The organism is Enterococcus sp. AZ177, from assembly GCF_050544585.1.
Classification (GTDB): Bacteria; Bacillota; Bacilli; order Lactobacillales; family Enterococcaceae; genus Enterococcus_L; species Enterococcus_L plantarum.
In genome coordinates, this window is the sequence record NZ_CP172944.1 from 2,141,384 (window position 1) to 2,157,680 (window position 16,297).

The 16,297-nt window shown below is 36.1% G+C and carries 15 protein-coding genes and 1 pseudogene; 1 reads left to right on the forward strand and 15 read right to left on the reverse strand.

All coding sequences use genetic code 11. From position 1 onward, the window contains the following. Nucleotides 1-170: 170 nt before the first annotated feature. The 13 genes and pseudogenes from IGJ34_RS10460 to IGJ34_RS10520 all read right to left on the reverse strand — a co-directional run bounded on the left by IGJ34_RS10460 (nucleotide 171) and on the right by IGJ34_RS10520 (nucleotide 14,343). A complete protein-coding gene (locus tag IGJ34_RS10460) occupies nucleotides 171-1,655 on the reverse strand; it encodes a hypothetical protein (protein WP_069655238.1) in 1,485 nt (494 codons plus the stop codon). A gap of 351 nt (nucleotides 1,656-2,006) precedes the next feature. After that, nucleotides 2,007-3,470: an MDR family MFS transporter gene (locus tag IGJ34_RS10465; RefSeq protein WP_111247674.1), complete on the reverse strand. Its 1,464-nt coding sequence runs from the start codon at nucleotides 3,468-3,470 to the stop codon at nucleotides 2,007-2,009. A gap of 171 nt (nucleotides 3,471-3,641) precedes the next feature. Beyond that, nucleotides 3,642-4,343, reverse strand: coding sequence for a YoaK family protein (locus IGJ34_RS10470; RefSeq protein ID WP_069655236.1), 702 nt, complete (start codon nucleotides 4,341-4,343; stop codon nucleotides 3,642-3,644). A gap of 76 nt (nucleotides 4,344-4,419) precedes the next feature. Continuing rightward, complete coding sequence (locus IGJ34_RS10475) at nucleotides 4,420-5,586, reverse strand: oxalate decarboxylase family bicupin (RefSeq protein ID WP_069639532.1); 1,167 nt, start codon at nucleotides 5,584-5,586, stop codon at nucleotides 4,420-4,422. A 504-nt stretch (nucleotides 5,587-6,090) separates the two neighbouring features. Further along, entirely contained in the window at nucleotides 6,091-8,802 is a 2,712-nt protein-coding gene (locus IGJ34_RS10480; RefSeq protein WP_430597417.1) for a cation-translocating P-type ATPase, read from the reverse strand. 557 nt (nucleotides 8,803-9,359) lie between these two features. Further along, nucleotides 9,360-10,136, reverse strand: a complete 777-nt coding sequence (locus IGJ34_RS10485) for a tRNA 2-thiocytidine biosynthesis TtcA family protein (RefSeq protein WP_206849969.1) — start codon at nucleotides 10,134-10,136, stop codon at nucleotides 9,360-9,362. A gap of 18 nt (nucleotides 10,137-10,154) precedes the next feature. Further along, the gene (locus IGJ34_RS10490) at nucleotides 10,155-12,002 is read right to left on the reverse strand and encodes an LTA synthase family protein (protein WP_430597418.1); all 1,848 of its coding nucleotides are present in this window, start codon (nucleotides 12,000-12,002) and stop codon (nucleotides 10,155-10,157) included. A gap of 117 nt (nucleotides 12,003-12,119) precedes the next feature. Next, nucleotides 12,120-12,918: pseudogene (locus IGJ34_RS10495) on the reverse strand (Gfo/Idh/MocA family protein); the annotation flags it as partial. Nucleotides 12,919-12,957: 39 nt separating this feature from the next. Further along, nucleotides 12,958-13,098: a putative metal homeostasis protein gene (locus IGJ34_RS10500; protein WP_167351532.1), complete on the reverse strand. Its 141-nt coding sequence runs from the start codon at nucleotides 13,096-13,098 to the stop codon at nucleotides 12,958-12,960. A gap of 29 nt (nucleotides 13,099-13,127) precedes the next feature. Beyond that, a complete protein-coding gene (gene rpsN / locus IGJ34_RS10505) occupies nucleotides 13,128-13,397 on the reverse strand; it encodes a 30S ribosomal protein S14 (RefSeq protein WP_206834085.1) in 270 nt (89 codons plus the stop codon). 121 nt (nucleotides 13,398-13,518) lie between these two features. Further along, the gene (locus tag IGJ34_RS10510) at nucleotides 13,519-13,704 is read right to left on the reverse strand and encodes a hypothetical protein (RefSeq protein WP_340689648.1); all 186 of its coding nucleotides are present in this window, start codon (nucleotides 13,702-13,704) and stop codon (nucleotides 13,519-13,521) included. Beyond that, nucleotides 13,656-14,204 carry a hypothetical protein gene (locus IGJ34_RS10515; RefSeq protein WP_430598542.1) on the reverse strand — a complete coding sequence of 183 codons (549 nt, stop codon included), beginning with the start codon at nucleotides 14,202-14,204 and terminating at the stop codon, nucleotides 13,656-13,658. The genes IGJ34_RS10510 and IGJ34_RS10515 overlap by 49 nt, the downstream gene beginning before the upstream one ends. Continuing rightward, nucleotides 14,158-14,343, reverse strand: a complete 186-nt coding sequence (locus IGJ34_RS10520) for a hypothetical protein (protein ID WP_242596606.1) — start codon at nucleotides 14,341-14,343, stop codon at nucleotides 14,158-14,160. The genes IGJ34_RS10515 and IGJ34_RS10520 overlap by 47 nt, the downstream gene beginning before the upstream one ends. Nucleotides 14,344-14,525: 182 nt before the next feature. Here IGJ34_RS10520 and IGJ34_RS10525 point away from each other — a divergent pair, with 182 nt between their 5' ends. Beyond that, nucleotides 14,526-15,224, forward strand: coding sequence for a TIGR00266 family protein (locus IGJ34_RS10525; RefSeq protein WP_206834086.1), 699 nt, complete (start codon nucleotides 14,526-14,528; stop codon nucleotides 15,222-15,224). Nucleotides 15,225-15,285: 61 nt separating this feature from the next. Here IGJ34_RS10525 and IGJ34_RS10530 read toward each other — a convergent pair whose 3' ends face one another. Together IGJ34_RS10530 and IGJ34_RS10535 are read right to left on the reverse strand one after the other, a co-directional pair. Further along, nucleotides 15,286-15,489: a DUF975 family protein gene (locus IGJ34_RS10530; RefSeq protein ID WP_430597419.1), complete on the reverse strand. Its 204-nt coding sequence runs from the start codon at nucleotides 15,487-15,489 to the stop codon at nucleotides 15,286-15,288. Nucleotides 15,490-15,505: 16 nt separating this feature from the next. After that, on the reverse strand, nucleotides 15,506-16,204 hold the full coding sequence (locus IGJ34_RS10535; RefSeq protein WP_430597420.1) for a DUF975 family protein: 699 nt from the start codon (nucleotides 16,202-16,204) through the stop codon (nucleotides 15,506-15,508). Nucleotides 16,205-16,297 lie beyond the last annotated feature (93 nt).

The following is a 16,297-nucleotide window of genomic DNA, read 5'->3' on the forward strand; positions in this document are numbered from 1 at the left end:
AAAATCAGAAGTAACTTCGCTAGAATGGCTGAGAAACCCAGTCAGGTACAGGGTGACGTCACACGGGATCTATTTGATTCTCATCTGTCATAAACCATACAAAACTTATGCTGCATTCTTTGCCTTAACATTCTTCGTCCTTTTACCAACTAACACGTAAAAATGTATTATCACTTTACCCCATTAATATAGGAAGTATTATGAACTTCCATAAAGTGTTGATACGGCTTCATACACACTAACAAGAAAGAATGATCTAATAACATATCTACAGAGATTGGAATGATATGAGGATGATCTTCTAACACCGATGGAATCAGGGCCTCTTCACAAAAGATATATTCATTACGAATCGATTGGTCATATCCTTCAACTTCGTATATGGAACGGTAAAATTTATTCTCTACCACTATATCAAAAACATTGAATTCAGAGAATTTACTTTGATACAGTAAAAATTTTGAATCAGAATCGGTCACGATTTTCAAACGGAAGAGCAGTTTTTCTTGCATTAAAATAGGGCCCGCTTCGTCAATAAAACGATAGATTAAATTTGTATCAATTACAAGAAGATTTTTAATTCCTTGTCCCCATTTAAATAAAACTTTAACGATTCGTTGAAACAGCTCTTCATTTTTAGGATGCAGCGTATAAAAAGAACCGTGGACTAAAACTTGATGATTATACCAAGCATTCCTTGTTAAACGGATAATCCCTTCTTCAAAACTAAAATCCCCTAATAAAATTTGATCAAATTCTTCTTCAAAATATTGAATTAACCGAATAATATCTGGACGACCAACTAAAAACGTACTGCGTAATTTCTCATGATCTTCAAATAAATTCTCTAATTGACTAAAAGAATACTCACAAGAATTAAAAAGAGACACCACATAAACAATTTCATGTTCTGGTAAAAACCGCTCCATATTCAAACTTTTCCATGCTTGCTCGACTAACTTGAAAATGGGCCGTTTTTTTAAATCGACGATGACCTTTTCTTCTAATTCAAGCTTTTCTTTGTCTTGACGTGAATAGGCAATATTCATTCCTTGTAAAATAAAATAACGACTTTCTTCCGTATAAACTCTGGTTGAAAACTCGTGTTCAATCAAATCGAGCATGTCCTCGCACGCTTCTTCAAATTCAATCGTCTGATTTGTTTCATAATTGATGTCAATTTTTGTTAGATAGTATAAGTATAAGAACCTCGTTTCAAATTCTGAACTATTCAACCGTTCATTTTCAAAATCCAGATGACAAGCAGAAAAAAAAGCTTCTGCTTTTTTCTTCAAATTATAAGCTTTACTAACTGAAATAAATTCTTCTTCTACTAAATCTAAGTAATTAAACTGTTGCTCCAAAAATTTTGTACACGTCTTTAGAAATAATGATTGCTGATAGATGATTTTGCGAATTTCAAATAATGGAATATCTTTATTAAATTCTACATAAAAGTATTTTTTTTGTTTCTCATAACTTAATATGTATATATCTAAGGTCTGAACCAAATCTTCCAAATCATTTTGTACTGTTGTTGGAAATGCTTCGAATATTTCTATGTAATGCGTAATGTCAATTTTTTCATATTTGTATAGTGCTTCAAGAAGAACAATTTTTCTATAAATATTTTTTTCTAAATACTTTTCTAACATCTATTCCCACTCTTTGCATAGTTGATTTCTCAATTGTTTTATCAGTAATCGAGTTTAAAAAATAGAAACGATGACTTACTCTACTAAACTTTCTTTATTAAGTAGCCTATCGTTATAGGTATTTCATAAACATAGCTAACTTAATTATTGCCTAGTAGAAGTCATCGCACTATCAATAAATATACTTCATTTCAATTTTTAATATACACGCAAATGAGTAGATAGAAAAGTAATACGTATTTCTATAAAAAAATTTAATTTTTTCACTAGATATCTGTTTAACCGGTAATGTATTTTTGAAAGAGTGGGGATTATCACTTCCTTATAAACGTCTATAAATAATTCAAATGATTACTCTTTCTTTTCTCTCTTTTTAGTATTCGATCCTTTTTTACGAAAAATAATTAAGGAACTAATTAAAGCAACGATACAAAAAACAAAAGCCATCGCAAACGCATGACGATAATCGGCAACCTCCAATGATTCTTTCATAGCAAGTGCTGAACTTCCAATTGCCAATGATTGTGTAGGAGTAGCTTGGGCATGACTAGATAGAAACGTAACTAATACAGCAGTCCCAAAGGAGCTAGCAATTTGCCTTAATGTATTATTCGTTGCGGTCCCGTTACTGATCATATCATTGGGTAAAGCATTCATTCCTGTTGTTGTCACTGGCATCAAGACCATAGATATCCCCAATAAACGGATAGCATAAAAAATAGCTATGAAAAGAATTGGCGTTGTCTCAGTGATAAATAGAAATGGAAATGTCCCTAAAGACAATAACGTCAAACCAATCGGGATTAAAAAACGTCCACCAAATCGATCAAATAATTTTCCTGTAACTGGATTCATTAATCCCATCACGATGCTTCCAGGTAATAAAATCAACCCCGAATCAATTGGACTTTCTAGATGAACCTTTTGAATATAGTCTGGTAAAATAGATTCAAACCCAAGCAAGGCTATATAAGAAATGGCACTTAGAAACACAGAAACTGAAAAAGTTGAGTAGCTAAACACTTTTAAGTTCAATAGAGGATTTGAAATTTTCAACTCTCGTACAATGAAAGAAACAATCACAGTACATCCTATAAACAAAAGAACAATTACTTCCTTAGACAACCAGCCTTTAGTACTGGCTAAACTAATACTGTATAACAAACTACCAAATCCAATGATCGATAAAAATACAGAAGGAATGTCTAACTTACTCTGTTTTAAGGGTATGCTGACTTTAAAAAACAGTAAAGCCCCTATTTCTGATAGAAGGATCAACGGTATTGTAATAAGAAATAATGTTTTCCAGTTGAAATAGGTAATAATATATCCAGATAGCGTTGGCCCTATCGCGGGAGCTAACGCAACTACTAAACCAACAAACCCCATAGCAGTTCCACGTTCGTTTTTTTGGAACAGCGTTAATACAATCGTCTGAATCAAAGGAAGCATAATTCCAGAAGCAATTCCCTGTAATAATCGTCCAAAAAGCAAATACTTGAATGTTGGGCCGAAATAACAAATAAGCACGCCCATTAAAAATAAATTCAAGGCAGTTAAAAATAAATATTTAGACTGGATTTGCTTCATTAAATAAGCAGACAAAGGAATAGTAATACCTGAAACTAAGAGAAACAATGTTGTTAACCATTGAACGGTGCTTAGACTTATATTCAGGTCTTTCATAATCGTTGGGTAGGCTGTGATCAATAGCGTTTGATTCATAATAATACAAAATGCGCCCAGTAGAATAACAATCATAAGAGCGCTTCGATTATAGCTTATCCCATCATAGGTTTCTTTGTTTTTATTCATCCATTCACGTCCTTAAATAATTACACCGATTTTCCAATTTACCAATCCTCGAATAACGCAGAAAAGAAACACTCATTGAACTATTTCGCTTTCTGCGCGACTGAATCTTTCTCTATAGTTCGTTACTGTCGAGTCTTTGAAAACTTATTCAACTTCACTATTTATTTACTACTAAACAGGATCAACTTTAATCGCTTTTTCCTCTACTTTGATCATTTTTGAGTAGAAGGCAATTCCCACTAAAACAATTGCTGTAAACCATAAAGATTTTTCACCATAAGCTTTTGTCAAAATAGTCCCAATTAGTCCGCCACCTGCAAAACCAATTAATACAGAAAAATATAACCAACTATTTTTCCATGCATCTTTTGCTCCGGTAAAAGCTTGAATAATATAATTGAAAGCTAATTGCACCACTAATGTCACGGCAACATTTCCATAAAGCATGCCATCTATTTTATGAAAAGCATTCCCTTGCATTCCAGCTAGAAAAGAAACAAGCATACATATCTGTAGGATGGTAAAAACACTATTAATTGATGAAAAACCTAAGCCAACTAAAACGACTGCTTCTATAAGTAAAATTTCAAATGCCCAGATTTTCTTCATTTTAATACCCAATACTTCAATAATTCCTGTGGTCATCGCACCTAATCCAAAACATAAGATGGTGAGTGCCACTGTAGCTAAATGCTGCCAGTCTTTTGTTGCAATTGTTTGTCCTAATAAAATGATATTTCCTGATTGTACTGTGCTAAATGCTTTTCCTACAAAGTAGGTATACCCGTCCATTGAGCCAGCCGCAATCGCTAGAAAAAAAGCAATCCAAGGTAGTTCCATTACAGGATAAGTCGGTACTTTACGATTATTCACTCTGTATTCCTCCAATTTTTGATAGTAAAAAGCCTAGAAAATTTTCCTATTTATTTTCTAGGCATTGAAACAAAAACTATTCTGGTTTTTTAAACCAAACAACAGGTTGTGGTTTTTCTGGATTTGGTAGTGACTCCGCAAATTGTTTCGTAACGTTTAAATGATCCGCTACCATTTGCGATGGGGAAGAGCCTAACCATTTATTTAATGAAATATCAGAATACTCACCATGCTTGAAGACTTCTACAAAAATCAAGGGTTCATCACCAATATTTTGTACGTAGTGTCCAGCTACGATTGGAACGACACCTACGTCACCTGCTTGGAAATCAAACGTTCTAGAAACACCAGCAGAGTTAAAAACTGTCATGCGAGCTTTCCCTTGAATGTAGTATTGCCATTCTGCAGCTTTAGGATGCCAGTGAAGTTCGCGCATTCCACCTGGCTCTACTTCCACAAAAGCAGCCGAAATAGTTTTCGCTACAGGAAAAACGTTTTGATCGACGATTCGTACACGACCAGCTTCTGATTCAATCGGTTTAATTGTATCCATATGAAATGTAAATGGCGATGGAACTTTCCCATTCACATTTGGACGTTCGACTTCTTCAATAGAACCAGGAATATTTGCTTTAAAAATATATTTTTCTTTAGCAGGGAAACTTTCAATTTCCTCTGTTGATTTTTTAAAGTTTGCCGCAACCACTTCAGGTGGCGTATGTGCCAACCAATCCGATAATAAGAATGTATTGTTTTCAGAAAAATCAGCTTCACTGAAAACTAATAAAAATTCACAGCCTTCGTCTAACGCTTGAATAGAGTGAGGAACTCCCGCTTCAAAGTTCCATAAATCTCCGGCTTTAATGTCATCAATGAAGGAGCGTCCGTATTCATCAATACCTGTCACACGAGCATTTCCATAGAGCATCAAGCCCCATTCAGCTTCCTTATGCCAATGCATTTCTCGATAAGCACCGGGTTCTAAGCTCATGTCTACGCCAGCAACATCTTGTGAAATGGGAAAATCACGGTTTGTGATTTCTCTTGTCCATCCGCCTTCTTCTAAGCGTTGATGTGAATCAGAATAACTAAATCTTAAATTCGCCATCGTTCCGTGGTCAGTAGCAGGTGGCACTAGAATATCTGGATTTTCTTCATCACGACTAGTATTTCTAGGTCCATGATCAATCCACCCTTTCCCATCGGTGTGTCTGTAAGGTTCAAGTTTTTTTTCTTCTGACATATCCAATCACTCCTTAAATTTAATATGTATTGATTGTCTCATGAAAATCGATTTTTAGACAATCATATACTTATGATTGCTTTTTTGTAAAAGTTTGGAACTCTATCGATTTTCGTCCCTCTAAAGATAATTCACCGTTTCTTTATACGTTTATGCTCATAATTCTTTTCTTCCTTTCCTACCTCAGCGAGTGACAACTGTTCATCAAAGTTTCCTGTTTACTCTTTGATAGTAGATAATATACAGCAAAAAAGCAGTCACTTTTTTTTTATTATTCAAAAATAAGAGCTGTTTTTTTTTGAAAAAAAAATAAAAGTCTCTAAAATAAGTTTAATCCCTTTTTCTCTTTTCAGTAAAACTAAATCGAAATAGTTTGAGAGTCTTTTTACATTGATTTAATTAAAAAAAATAAAAAGACCAAAAATCTTTTTCATGATTTTTGGTCTTCGTATTTAGTTGACTTTAAACTTATTTATAAGTCTATTCATTTTTTTCGATTTTTTGTTAACTTTTTCCCATTCTACGTTGAACAAATTTTACAATTTCAACGATTGGGATAATCGCAAATGACGTTCCGGCAACGATTGCCCATTGGTAAGCATCTAATGACGTTACGCTGAACAAGTCATTGAAACCTGGAATTAGAATCGTTGCTGCTAGTAACAAGAACGATATTAAAATAGCCCAGTTAAATGATTTGTTTCTGAACAACCCAACTTTAAAGACAGATTGGTAAATAGATTTCACGTTGAATGCGTGGAACAATTGAATCAATCCTAATGTTGCAAACGCCATTGTCAACGCATCACCATGTTGTAAATCATATAAGGCTGCTGCTGATAAGTTTGGCATATTCGCTGCTGTGTGCGCTGGGAATTCGATCGCCATTTTATACACGATCAGCGTCAACGCACCTTGTGTGATCCCTTGATAAATTACACTACTCAAGACACCGCCAGAGAAGAAGTTTGATTTCTTCCCACGAGGCGCATGGCTCATCACGTCACGTTCAGCAGGTTCTACGCCCAAAGCAATTGCTGGGAATGTGTCGGTTACTAAGTTGATCCACAATAAGTGAACTGGTAGTAAGGTATCCCACGCTAACATTGTTGCAATAAAGAGTGTCAATACTTCCCCTAAGTTAGCAGAAAGGAGATATTGAATCGTTTTTTGGATATTTGAGAAGACTTTACGTCCTTCTTCAACGGCTACGATAATAGTAGAGAAGTTATCATCCGCTAAGACCATATCAGAGGCCCCTTTTGATACTTCTGTACCAGTGATCCCCATCCCAATACCGATGTCAGCTGCTTTCAAGGCTGGTGCATCATTCACACCGTCACCTGTCATAGCAACGACTTTACCTTCTTGTTGCCACGCTTTCACGATACGAACTTTATGTTCTGGAGAAACACGAGCATAAACAGAATAATGTTCGACTACTTTAGCAAAGGCTTCATCCGATAATTCATTTAATTCAGCACCTGTGATCACTGCATCATCGTCGCCTTCTTTAATGATACCAAGACGAGCAGCGATTGCTTCAGCTGTATCTCTGTGGTCACCTGTTATCATGATTGGACGAATACCCGCTTCTTTTGCCACTTTCACGGCTTCTGCCGCTTCTTTACGTTCTGGATCGATCATGCCAACAAGACCTGCAAATACTAAGTCTTTTTCAACTAAATCAGAATCCATTTCCGCTGGAACTGCATCGACGATTTTGTAGGCCATTCCTAAAACACGTAAGGCTTGTTTGGCTAATTTTGTATTAGTCGCTAAAATTTCTTGACGTTGTTTGTCATCCATTGCTGGTGTTTGACCCTTTAATAATGCTTGATTACAACGTTTTAGTAATTCGTCTGGTGCACCTTTGACAGCAACTAAGAATTTACCATCTGCTAATTGGTGAACAGTTGTCATCAATTTACGATCTGAATCAAATGGAATTTCAGCAACACGAGGTTCAGCAGCAACTTTTTCCGTTACGTTAAAATCGTGATCTAAACCGTATTGAACAAGTGCTGTTTCAGTTGGATCACCAATCAATGAACCGTCTTGTGCAATTTTTGTATCGTTTGTGTAGTTCATGATTTTTAAGGCCATATTGTCCATAGCAACAGCATCTGTTGCAGGTTTTACTTCATTATCTGTGTAAAGAGCTTCAACCGTCATTTGGTTTAATGTTAACGTCCCAGTTTTATCTGAACAGATAATATCTGTGCTTCCTAATGTTTCAACCGCTGGTAATTTGCGGACGATGGCATTTTTCTTCGCCATTTTTTGTGTACCTAAAGCTAAAATAATTGTAACGATAGCTGGCAATCCTTCTGGAATCGCTGCAACGGCTAATGAAATTGATGTTAATAACATATCGATCCATGTACGGCCGTTCATCATACCAATAACAAACATCACTGCTGCAATCACTAAAATAGCGATCGTCAACATTTTACCTAATTGGTTTAAGTTTTGTTTCAATGGTGTTTCAGTTTCTTTTTCATTGGCTAACATCCCTGCAATCTTACCGACTTCGGTGTTCATTCCTGTCCCCACAACCACACCGATTCCGCGGCCGTAAGTAACGTTACTGTTAGAATACGCCATATTGATCCGATCACCGATACCGATGTCATCAGATTTACCTTCTAAAACAATAGCTTCTTTTTCAACTGGTACAGATTCACCTGTCAAAGCGGCTTCTTCGATTTTAAGACTCGCTGCTTCTATTAAACGTAAATCAGCTGGCACAACGTCTCCTGCTTCTAATAAAACGATATCGCCAGGTACTAATTCATCACTTTTGACTGTAATCACATGACCGTCACGACGGATATTCGCATTTGGTGAAGACATCTCTTTTAGCGCTTCAATTGCTTGCTCTGCTTTGGCTTCTTGAATGACACCAAAGATTGCATTTAAGATCACAACCAGCAAAATGATAATGGAATCAACAAAATCACCTGAGAAGACTGCGGAAATCACTGCAGCAAAGAGCAAGACGATGATCATAAAATCTTTGAATTGTTCAAAGAATTTAACAACGATCGATTTCTTCTTCCCTTCATCTAGCGCATTGGCACCGTAACTTTCTAGCCTTTTTTTTGCTTCTTGATCTGATAGTCCTTCGATTGTCGTATCAAACTTTTGTAAGACCTCTTCATCTGACTGCGTGTAAAATGCTTCAGATAGTTGAACCTTTTTCTCTTCTGACATGTTCTTCCTCCTTATAATTTACAGCTACTTAAATCTATTTTACTTCATTATAGCGAAACGAACACCTTTTTGAACTTAACGTTCGCAGCAAAAACGAAAAAAAATAGACCTCTGTATGCTAAATAGAACATACATAAGTCTCACCGTTTAAGACAACACCAGAAATTTCTTTCGGAGTTGGTGATGTTGTCGCAGCTAGCGCCGCCAGTTACTCCCTCATGAAATAATAAAATGGTGGTGGGCAAGCCCTTCACCAATAATTATTGCTGTATTAATTATACCTGTTCTTTTAGTGTTTTTCAAATGAAATCGTATTGATTTTCAGAAAAATTTCTGTTTGCTATGAAAAAACACTCGCTGTCTACTTGGTTGTGACTATGAAGGACACTTTCTGCGATTTTCTACCCTTTTCTTTTACCAGTACTTTGGGGCGTTTCTTGTTTTCTTTAGCTAAAAAAGGGGCGGGACATCCCTCTACAAGTTATTTTCCGCCTCCGCAGAATCTGAATAAATAGTTGGAGCCTAAGCAGCAGTCTACTAGTTCATTCTATTTCGTTTCAATTTGACTTCTTCTGTTCCTTGTCTATTGATTTTATTGATTTCGCCCAAAAATTGTCCGCTACTCCTTGTTCCATGCCCATAATAAATTTCTCTCTCATGTCGGGGTAGCTTTGGGCTAATCCATCTACAAGATGCTTGATTTCTTCTCGTTTTGTTTTCTTATCTACAGGACATGGATTAAAAATGACTGGCAATGTTTCTCTTTGAACAAACTGAATAATTTGTTTCTCTTCCACATAAAGTAATGGACGAATCAATGAAATATCCGTTTTTGATAAATAGCTGATTGGGTCAAAACTAGCCATTTTTCCATGAAATAAAAAATTCATAAAATAGGTTTCGATTGCATCATCAAGATGATGACCTAAGGCAACTTTAGTGCAACCGACTTCTTTTGCTCGTTTGTATAAAATTCCTCGACGAAGCTTAGCACATAATGAGCATGGAGAGCGTTCTTCCCGAATATCAAATACAACTTGCGCAATATTTGTCGGAACAATATCTAATTCATACCCTAACTCTTCCACAAAGTTCTGCATCGGCGTAATAGTCATATCAAAGCCCATTGCTAGAGTGATTGGTACGATTTCAAATTCAAAGCCTAAACGCTTTTGTTTACTGATCTTATCTAGAAAATACAACAAACTGGTACTATCTTTCCCACCACTCATCCCAATCGCTACTTTATCACCTGGCTGAATCATTTGATGAGTCAAAATCGCGCGACGAATCGGATTATAGTAGGTTTGATTATCTTTCTTTTTAAAACTCATTCTGCACTCCTCTTTTAGTCACTGGATTCCTTTAAAGAAATCGGTGTTCAAACTATAGTTCTCGCCAGAAACAATGTCATATTGGATCAAACGATAGTCGTTATATAAATCTTGTTGCGTTTTATTCAGTGATAGTGTTTTACTCCATAGTTTGTCTTTATAATAAAACCCTTTTTCAAATGCAGGAATTTGTTTTTCTAGTTCACTCAACAATTGGTAGAATCCAGTCATTTGGATATTACTTTGTTCGAATAATGTTGGGGCAAAGTAAAATGGGCTAATAAGTACATCATGTGTATTTCTTCCACTTAGTTTTTCTTGGTTGTCATACATCAAAAATTCCGTTTCATGCATGCGCACTTCATCGTTGTCTGCTTTGATTTTATCTGAATAAATACTTGGTAAATGATCCCCCCAGAAAACAACAAGCGTCCTGCGTTTTACGTCTTTTAAGTCAGTCGTAAACTGTTTCAAGGCTTCACTACTATAGGCAACATCCTGCATATAACGATCGATTGCCGTTTTATTGCCTAGACTTTGGGAAGAATACTCAGTCGTTGGGTACTTATCACTATAAGGCATATGAGTCTGCATGGTCACTAAATGAACAAACTGTGGTTCATTTTCATCTTTTAACAGATCCAGCACTTCTTTATAGGCAGATTCATCTGAAATATAAGGATTTTTTTGTTTCTTTTCTTTGTAGGTCATGGTATCTTCACTAATAAATCGATCAAAGCCAAATGTTTTATAGACATCTTTGCGCTTATACATCGTCGTATTGTATGGATGAATAGCCGTTGCTTGATAGTCTTGCTCTTTTAAAAGCGACACAATCGATGGAATTTCTGTCATTTTTGGAATCAACATGGTATAGGGTGTTGTCATTTGAGGATTGAACAACTCCATCGAAAAACTCGTTAGTGCTTCAAACTCAATATTGGCTGTCCCACCACCATAATTTTGTGATAACATTTTACCGCTATAGGTCGTTTTCGCAATGTCATAATAGTCTTTTAAAGGATCTTTATTCACGGTTACACCCGTTAAGTTCTGCGGATCAGAAAAACTTTCACTCATCACAAAAATAATGTTCGGTTGTTCTTCTTGTGTGTCTGCGTTTGACTCTTGTATAGTATCGGTGTATTTGGTGGTGATTTCTTCGATTGTTTTTTTAGAATAATTGTCTGGCTTGTCCATCGCTTCAACCTTTAAATTATATAAAAATCCACCCATAAATCCTGTGTTGTAGTAATTCATTTTTTGACTATAGGGAATCCATAATGCCGTTCGATCATAGGCTTTTCTTAAAAGATTATTTTGACTATTAAAATTACTAACATATACCAATAGAAGCAATGTCACAACAAAACCTGTGATCCGGATAATTTGCATTTTCTTCGATAACAATCGACTTTTGTAAATTGCTCTTCCAAAGAAAAACAACCCAACTGCTGCAACCAGTATTATAAATAGGAAGGGAACCGTTCCAATCATTTCTCTTAGTAACCCAAATTCAGTAATCATTTTTAAATCATCCGGATAAATGGGCTCCGAACGGTAAAACATTTTTTGATAATTAGCAAATCCTAAGATGCCGATCGTAATGGCATAAAGGAAGCTTCCTAACGCGAACGATCCTGCTAAACTGCATAAAAATAGTAAGAATAATAGTAAGACGAAACTGCCTAAAATAAATTTTTCTGTATGCCATGAAAAAGCAAACTTAAAGACTAGATCTAGCGATAATTCATTTTGGCACCATTGTAAATATAGATTGCTGATCAAAACGAACAACAGTAATCCAATCATGATCAGTATATAATTGACTGGTTTTTTCTTGAATATCTGTAATTTTTTCTTCACAACATTCTCCCTTTTCTCTTTCTTAATACGTCCCCTAATATTCTATGCTTAGACGAAAAAAAAGTAAAGCTCCTACATCGAGAAGCCTTACATCGCATTAGAATTAAATCTTTTTAATTATCTTTTAGCTGCTTTAAAAATTTCTTCGATCAGAACCATCACTTTCCGCACTTCTTCATTTTGGACCACAGATTCTGCTTGTTCTCGCACAACTTTGTAGAAATTCTTATAGAATGTATCGTATTCAGTAGAAGCGTTTGGTAATGGTAAGGTCTCAGTTGCTTCTTCTGATGGTAGCGCCATTTTTTTAGTTAAACCAACACCTGCTTGAATTGGTTTTGGCGCTTGAATATTTTGCTTTCCAGATTCGATGACCATCTCCCCAGATAGATCTCAGTCATGACTCACAGCGGTTCCTTGTGTTTCTTTTAAATACCAACGTGGCAGTTTCGTGTAATTCGTCGTTCCAACTTCTATGATTGCTCGGATACCATTTTCAAAAATGATATAGGTGATAAATCTATTATCCACTTCATCGCCGAGAATATAGCTTGCGTCAGCTGACACGGTTTCGATGCGACTATCAACTAGAAATAATCACTGATTGAGTAAATGAACACCCCAGTCTAACAGCATGCACCACCATGTTTTAATTCATGGCACCAATCACCATGAATTCCATTAGTCCCTTGCACGCGCGTTTCGATTTGGAATATTTCTCCGATTTATTGATTTTTGTAAGTTCTCGCGTGATTAGAAAATCTGGGGTCCAGCGACGATTTTGTTGAACCCTAAAGGTCTTGCCAGTTTCTTTGGCCAGTTTTAGGATGGCATCTAATTCTTCTACATTCATCGTGACTGCTTTTTCACAAACTATGTGTTTTCCAGGTTTCAAAGCGCTGATTGCTAGTTCTTTAAGGAAGAACTTTATTTTTGGTTCTTACTAATAATCCACTCACCCAACATTCCCAGAAGCCATCACGCGATGTCTTTGCTCCCTTTTATGTTGCTGTATGATTTTTAATGCTCGCTTTCTTGTTTTTCGGTTTGTACACTTCAATCGTCTACGTGCACTTGAAAGATCTTGTTTCTCCATCTACTCACCTCTTTGCGTCTACTAGTCGGTTACCAACTTGCTTTGCGGACACCAGGAATTTTCCCTTGATGTGCCAAAGTTCTAAAATTAATTCGAGACATGCCAAATTTGCGCATATAGGCTCTTGGTCGTCCATCAATCAAATCGCGGTTTTTCAAGCGATTTGGGTTTGAATCTTTAGGAAGTTTTGCTAGAGCTTGGTAGTCTTTATTTGCTTTTAAGACCAAGCGTTGTTCAGCGTATTTTTCAATCAATGCTTGTTGACGTTTTGCCTTAGCAATTTTTGATTTTTTAGCCATCTATTCTGTCACCCTCTTTGCAAATCGTAATCATTACTATTTAACAGAGATAAGAATACCATCATCGATAAAGAAATGCAAGTTTTATTTATAAAAAAAAACTTATTAAAGGCTTATGTTGTTAGGACTCTCCTATAAAGGTTTTTTGATAGTTCAAAAGGGATATTCCTACTTGTTCTTTGAATACATCATGGCATGTCTTACCATTAGCAAAACCAGATTTTTCAGCTACTTCGGTCTTAGGTACTTTTTCATTCGCTAAAATAAATTTTGCTTGATTGAGTCGATCTTCCATAAGAAAACGCATAATGGTGGTACCCGTATTGGCCTTAAAAAACGTGTAAAATAATACGAGCTAAAGCCACTGTATTCTGCAATTTCTTCCAATACAATCGGTTCTTCATAATGATTTTCTCCATAAGTGAAGATTTTATCCAAGTGTTCTAAGTTTTCTTTGTACTTTAGTATAGAAGGTTTAGCACCTTTTTTGACGTCTGTTTTGGTTTGAGGTAATTTTCTGTAAAATGTTGCAACGAGCTGAAATAATAAGCTGGGTGTGGGACAAAAGTAAAAATCACTTTTGTATCCAAAGCAAGAGATTTCGACTATTTTAAACTGTGCTTTTCCCCGGTTTTCAACTAATTCAATCAATGAACCATCATCAACAGATTTTAAATTGAACTCGTCAAACACATTTAAATCAACTTGATAGACAATTCTTTCGCTGTCCGGTAACGCTAGAAAATAGTGCGGTTCACCACTAGCAAAAAAAGTAAATTTCTCCTTCAGAGACAGAAACGATTTCATCCCCTACGCCAATATTGACTGTTCCTCTTATTGAGCATATGGTTTCTTTGTGCCAATGAGAATAAACGATCGTCATGCCATCATTGATAAAAGCTCTAAAAAGATTCGTTTCTTCAGATTCTGGTCGTTTTAAGTACACTCATTGTCTGCCTCCGACTGTTTCTGTTATTCTCTACTTAATCAAAATTTGGTTTATTTGCAACATATTTTGTCATAAAATAAGTTTTTCGCCTATCTTAAACAAAAAATCGACCCCTTCACAAGAAAGTCTTTCAATTATAAGGTATACTAGTAAATAAAATCATAGAGGAGGTCACATTAATGGAGTATACAATGACAGAGAATACCGTCTTCCCATTAGTTGAAGTCGCGTTACGAACAGGTGAAAGCATCCAGTTAGAAAGTGGTGCAATGGTTTATCACAATGGTGAGATCAATCTTGAAGGAAAAATGAACAGCAACGGGAAAGCAGGATTTGGCGGAGCAATCCGTGCCTTGGGTCGTTCAATGTCAAGTGGTGAGGGCTTTTTTATTACCAAAGCTTCAGGACTTACCGATACAGCAACAGTCGCTTTAGCGCCTGCAACACCGGGTACGATCAAAGAACTTCAAGTGGGCTCAGAACATTGGCGTTTAAATACAGGTGCATTTTTAGCTTGTGATGAGACTGTCTCGTATAATATGAAACGTCAAAAGCTTAGTGGCGCTATTTTTGGTGGTACAGGTGGATTGTTCGTAATGGAAACAGCTGGTTCAGGTTCCTTGTTGATCAACAGCTACGGAGACATTGTCGAGATTCATTTGGATGGAACAAAACCATTTGTCGTAGACAATCAGCATGTTGTCGCTTGGTCTGAATCATTGGATTACACTATCAAGGTAGCTTCTGGCCTCTTTGGTTTCACAACCGGTGAAGGTGTGGTCAATGAATTTCATGGCACAGGTACAATCATGATCCAAACGAGAAACATCGAAGGATTAGCTGGTTTAATTAGCCCTTTTGTTAGTTCAGGTTCATAAAAATCAAAGAAGCGTGAAACCCCGTAACAAGGTTCTCACACTTCTTTTTTAGTTGATTGATTTAAAAATCAGCAAATCCTGCTTCTTTTTCTTGAGTAAACAAATGATGTTTATCCGCAACGATTCGATCAAAGAACAACACTTCCGATACACTATAATATGGAATAACATAAACGCTGACTAAGCCAAAACTAAAGAATGCAGCAAACTGCCATAAAATAAAGGAATAAGAGAATATCAAATATTCTAACTTATATCCTTTCATCAATACTCGGCTAAGATCAATTGCTTCTTTTGCCGTTAGTTTTCAATAAATAATTTGTCATACCATACGATAATTGTTTGATAACACCAGGAATAACAAACAACAAAGACCATAAAAAAGTGTACAAGGCCATTAAACTGTTAGCACTCACCGTTCGTTTACCATTTTCTTTAATAAAAGAGATAAAGACTGTTTTAAGACTAAAATTACGCCTTTCTACATTATCCACGGCTGCCCACTGAATCATGCCACGATACAAAATCATAACAAGTAAAAACGCAAGCCAAACCAAAAAGCCAACTAGACCACCGATTCCTGTTTCTAAAGTCGTTGTTTCTGAATAAGTAACGGATCGCCCTTGATGTGTCAACGAGGTTCCTGGAATAGTTGCTAAGGAATGAAGATTTTTTTCATTCTGGCTGTCATCATCAGAATCATCTTGATAAAATCCGTCGTCATACCCATCTGAATAGCCATCCTCGTAGCCTCTTTCATAGTCGTCCATAGAACGATTCGCTTTTTCAGCGTAATCTTCTTGCCAAGAGTGATAATGATTTGATTGATTTCCAACACTTGTCGCTGCTTGAAACAGGAACATCACAGAAAAAAAATAAAGAAACAATGCCGCACAAGGGAGAATTGCAATCAAACTCCAGTTTCCATATCGCCCATGTAGATGTGCTTGGGCTTTCTTTTTTACTTCACTTCGAATCATTTTTCCGCTCCTTTTAACGCCTTTAGAAAATTTCCTATCGTCGTCACTTTGTATTTTATCACTTTTTTATATGCCTCTTAATTTACTATCAAA

Excerpts from the sequence above, each read along its gene's own strand:
- IGJ34_RS10460 (WP_069655238.1), bottom strand. The coding sequence starts at position 1,655 with ATGTTAGAAAAGTATTTAGAAAAAAATATTTATAGAAAAATTGTTCTT.
- IGJ34_RS10465 (WP_111247674.1), bottom strand. The coding sequence starts at position 3,470 with ATGAATAAAAACAAAGAAACCTATGATGGGATAAGCTATAATCGAAGC.
- IGJ34_RS10475 (WP_069639532.1), bottom strand. The coding sequence starts at position 5,586 with ATGTCAGAAGAAAAAAAACTTGAACCTTACAGACACACCGATGGGAAA.
- IGJ34_RS10480 (WP_430597417.1), bottom strand. The coding sequence starts at position 8,802 with ATGTCAGAAGAGAAAAAGGTTCAACTATCTGAAGCATTTTACACGCAG.
- IGJ34_RS10485 (WP_206849969.1), bottom strand. The coding sequence starts at position 10,136 with ATGAGTTTTAAAAAGAAAGATAATCAAACCTACTATAATCCGATTCGT.
- IGJ34_RS10500 (WP_167351532.1), bottom strand. The coding sequence starts at position 13,098 with ATGGAGAAACAAGATCTTTCAAGTGCACGTAGACGATTGAAGTGTACA.
- rpsN (WP_206834085.1), bottom strand. The coding sequence starts at position 13,397 with ATGGCTAAAAAATCAAAAATTGCTAAGGCAAAACGTCAACAAGCATTG.
- IGJ34_RS10510 (WP_340689648.1), bottom strand. The coding sequence starts at position 13,704 with ATGCGTTTTCTTATGGAAGATCGACTCAATCAAGCAAAATTTATTTTA.
- IGJ34_RS10515 (WP_430598542.1), bottom strand. The coding sequence starts at position 14,204 with ATGAAATCGTTTCTGTCTCTGAAGGAGAAATTTACTTTTTTTGCTAGT.
- IGJ34_RS10525 (WP_206834086.1), top strand. The coding sequence starts at position 14,526 with ATGGAGTATACAATGACAGAGAATACCGTCTTCCCATTAGTTGAAGTC.
- IGJ34_RS10530 (WP_430597419.1), bottom strand. The coding sequence starts at position 15,489 with ATGAAAGGATATAAGTTAGAATATTTGATATTCTCTTATTCCTTTATT.
- IGJ34_RS10535 (WP_430597420.1), bottom strand. The coding sequence starts at position 16,204 with ATGATTCGAAGTGAAGTAAAAAAGAAAGCCCAAGCACATCTACATGGG.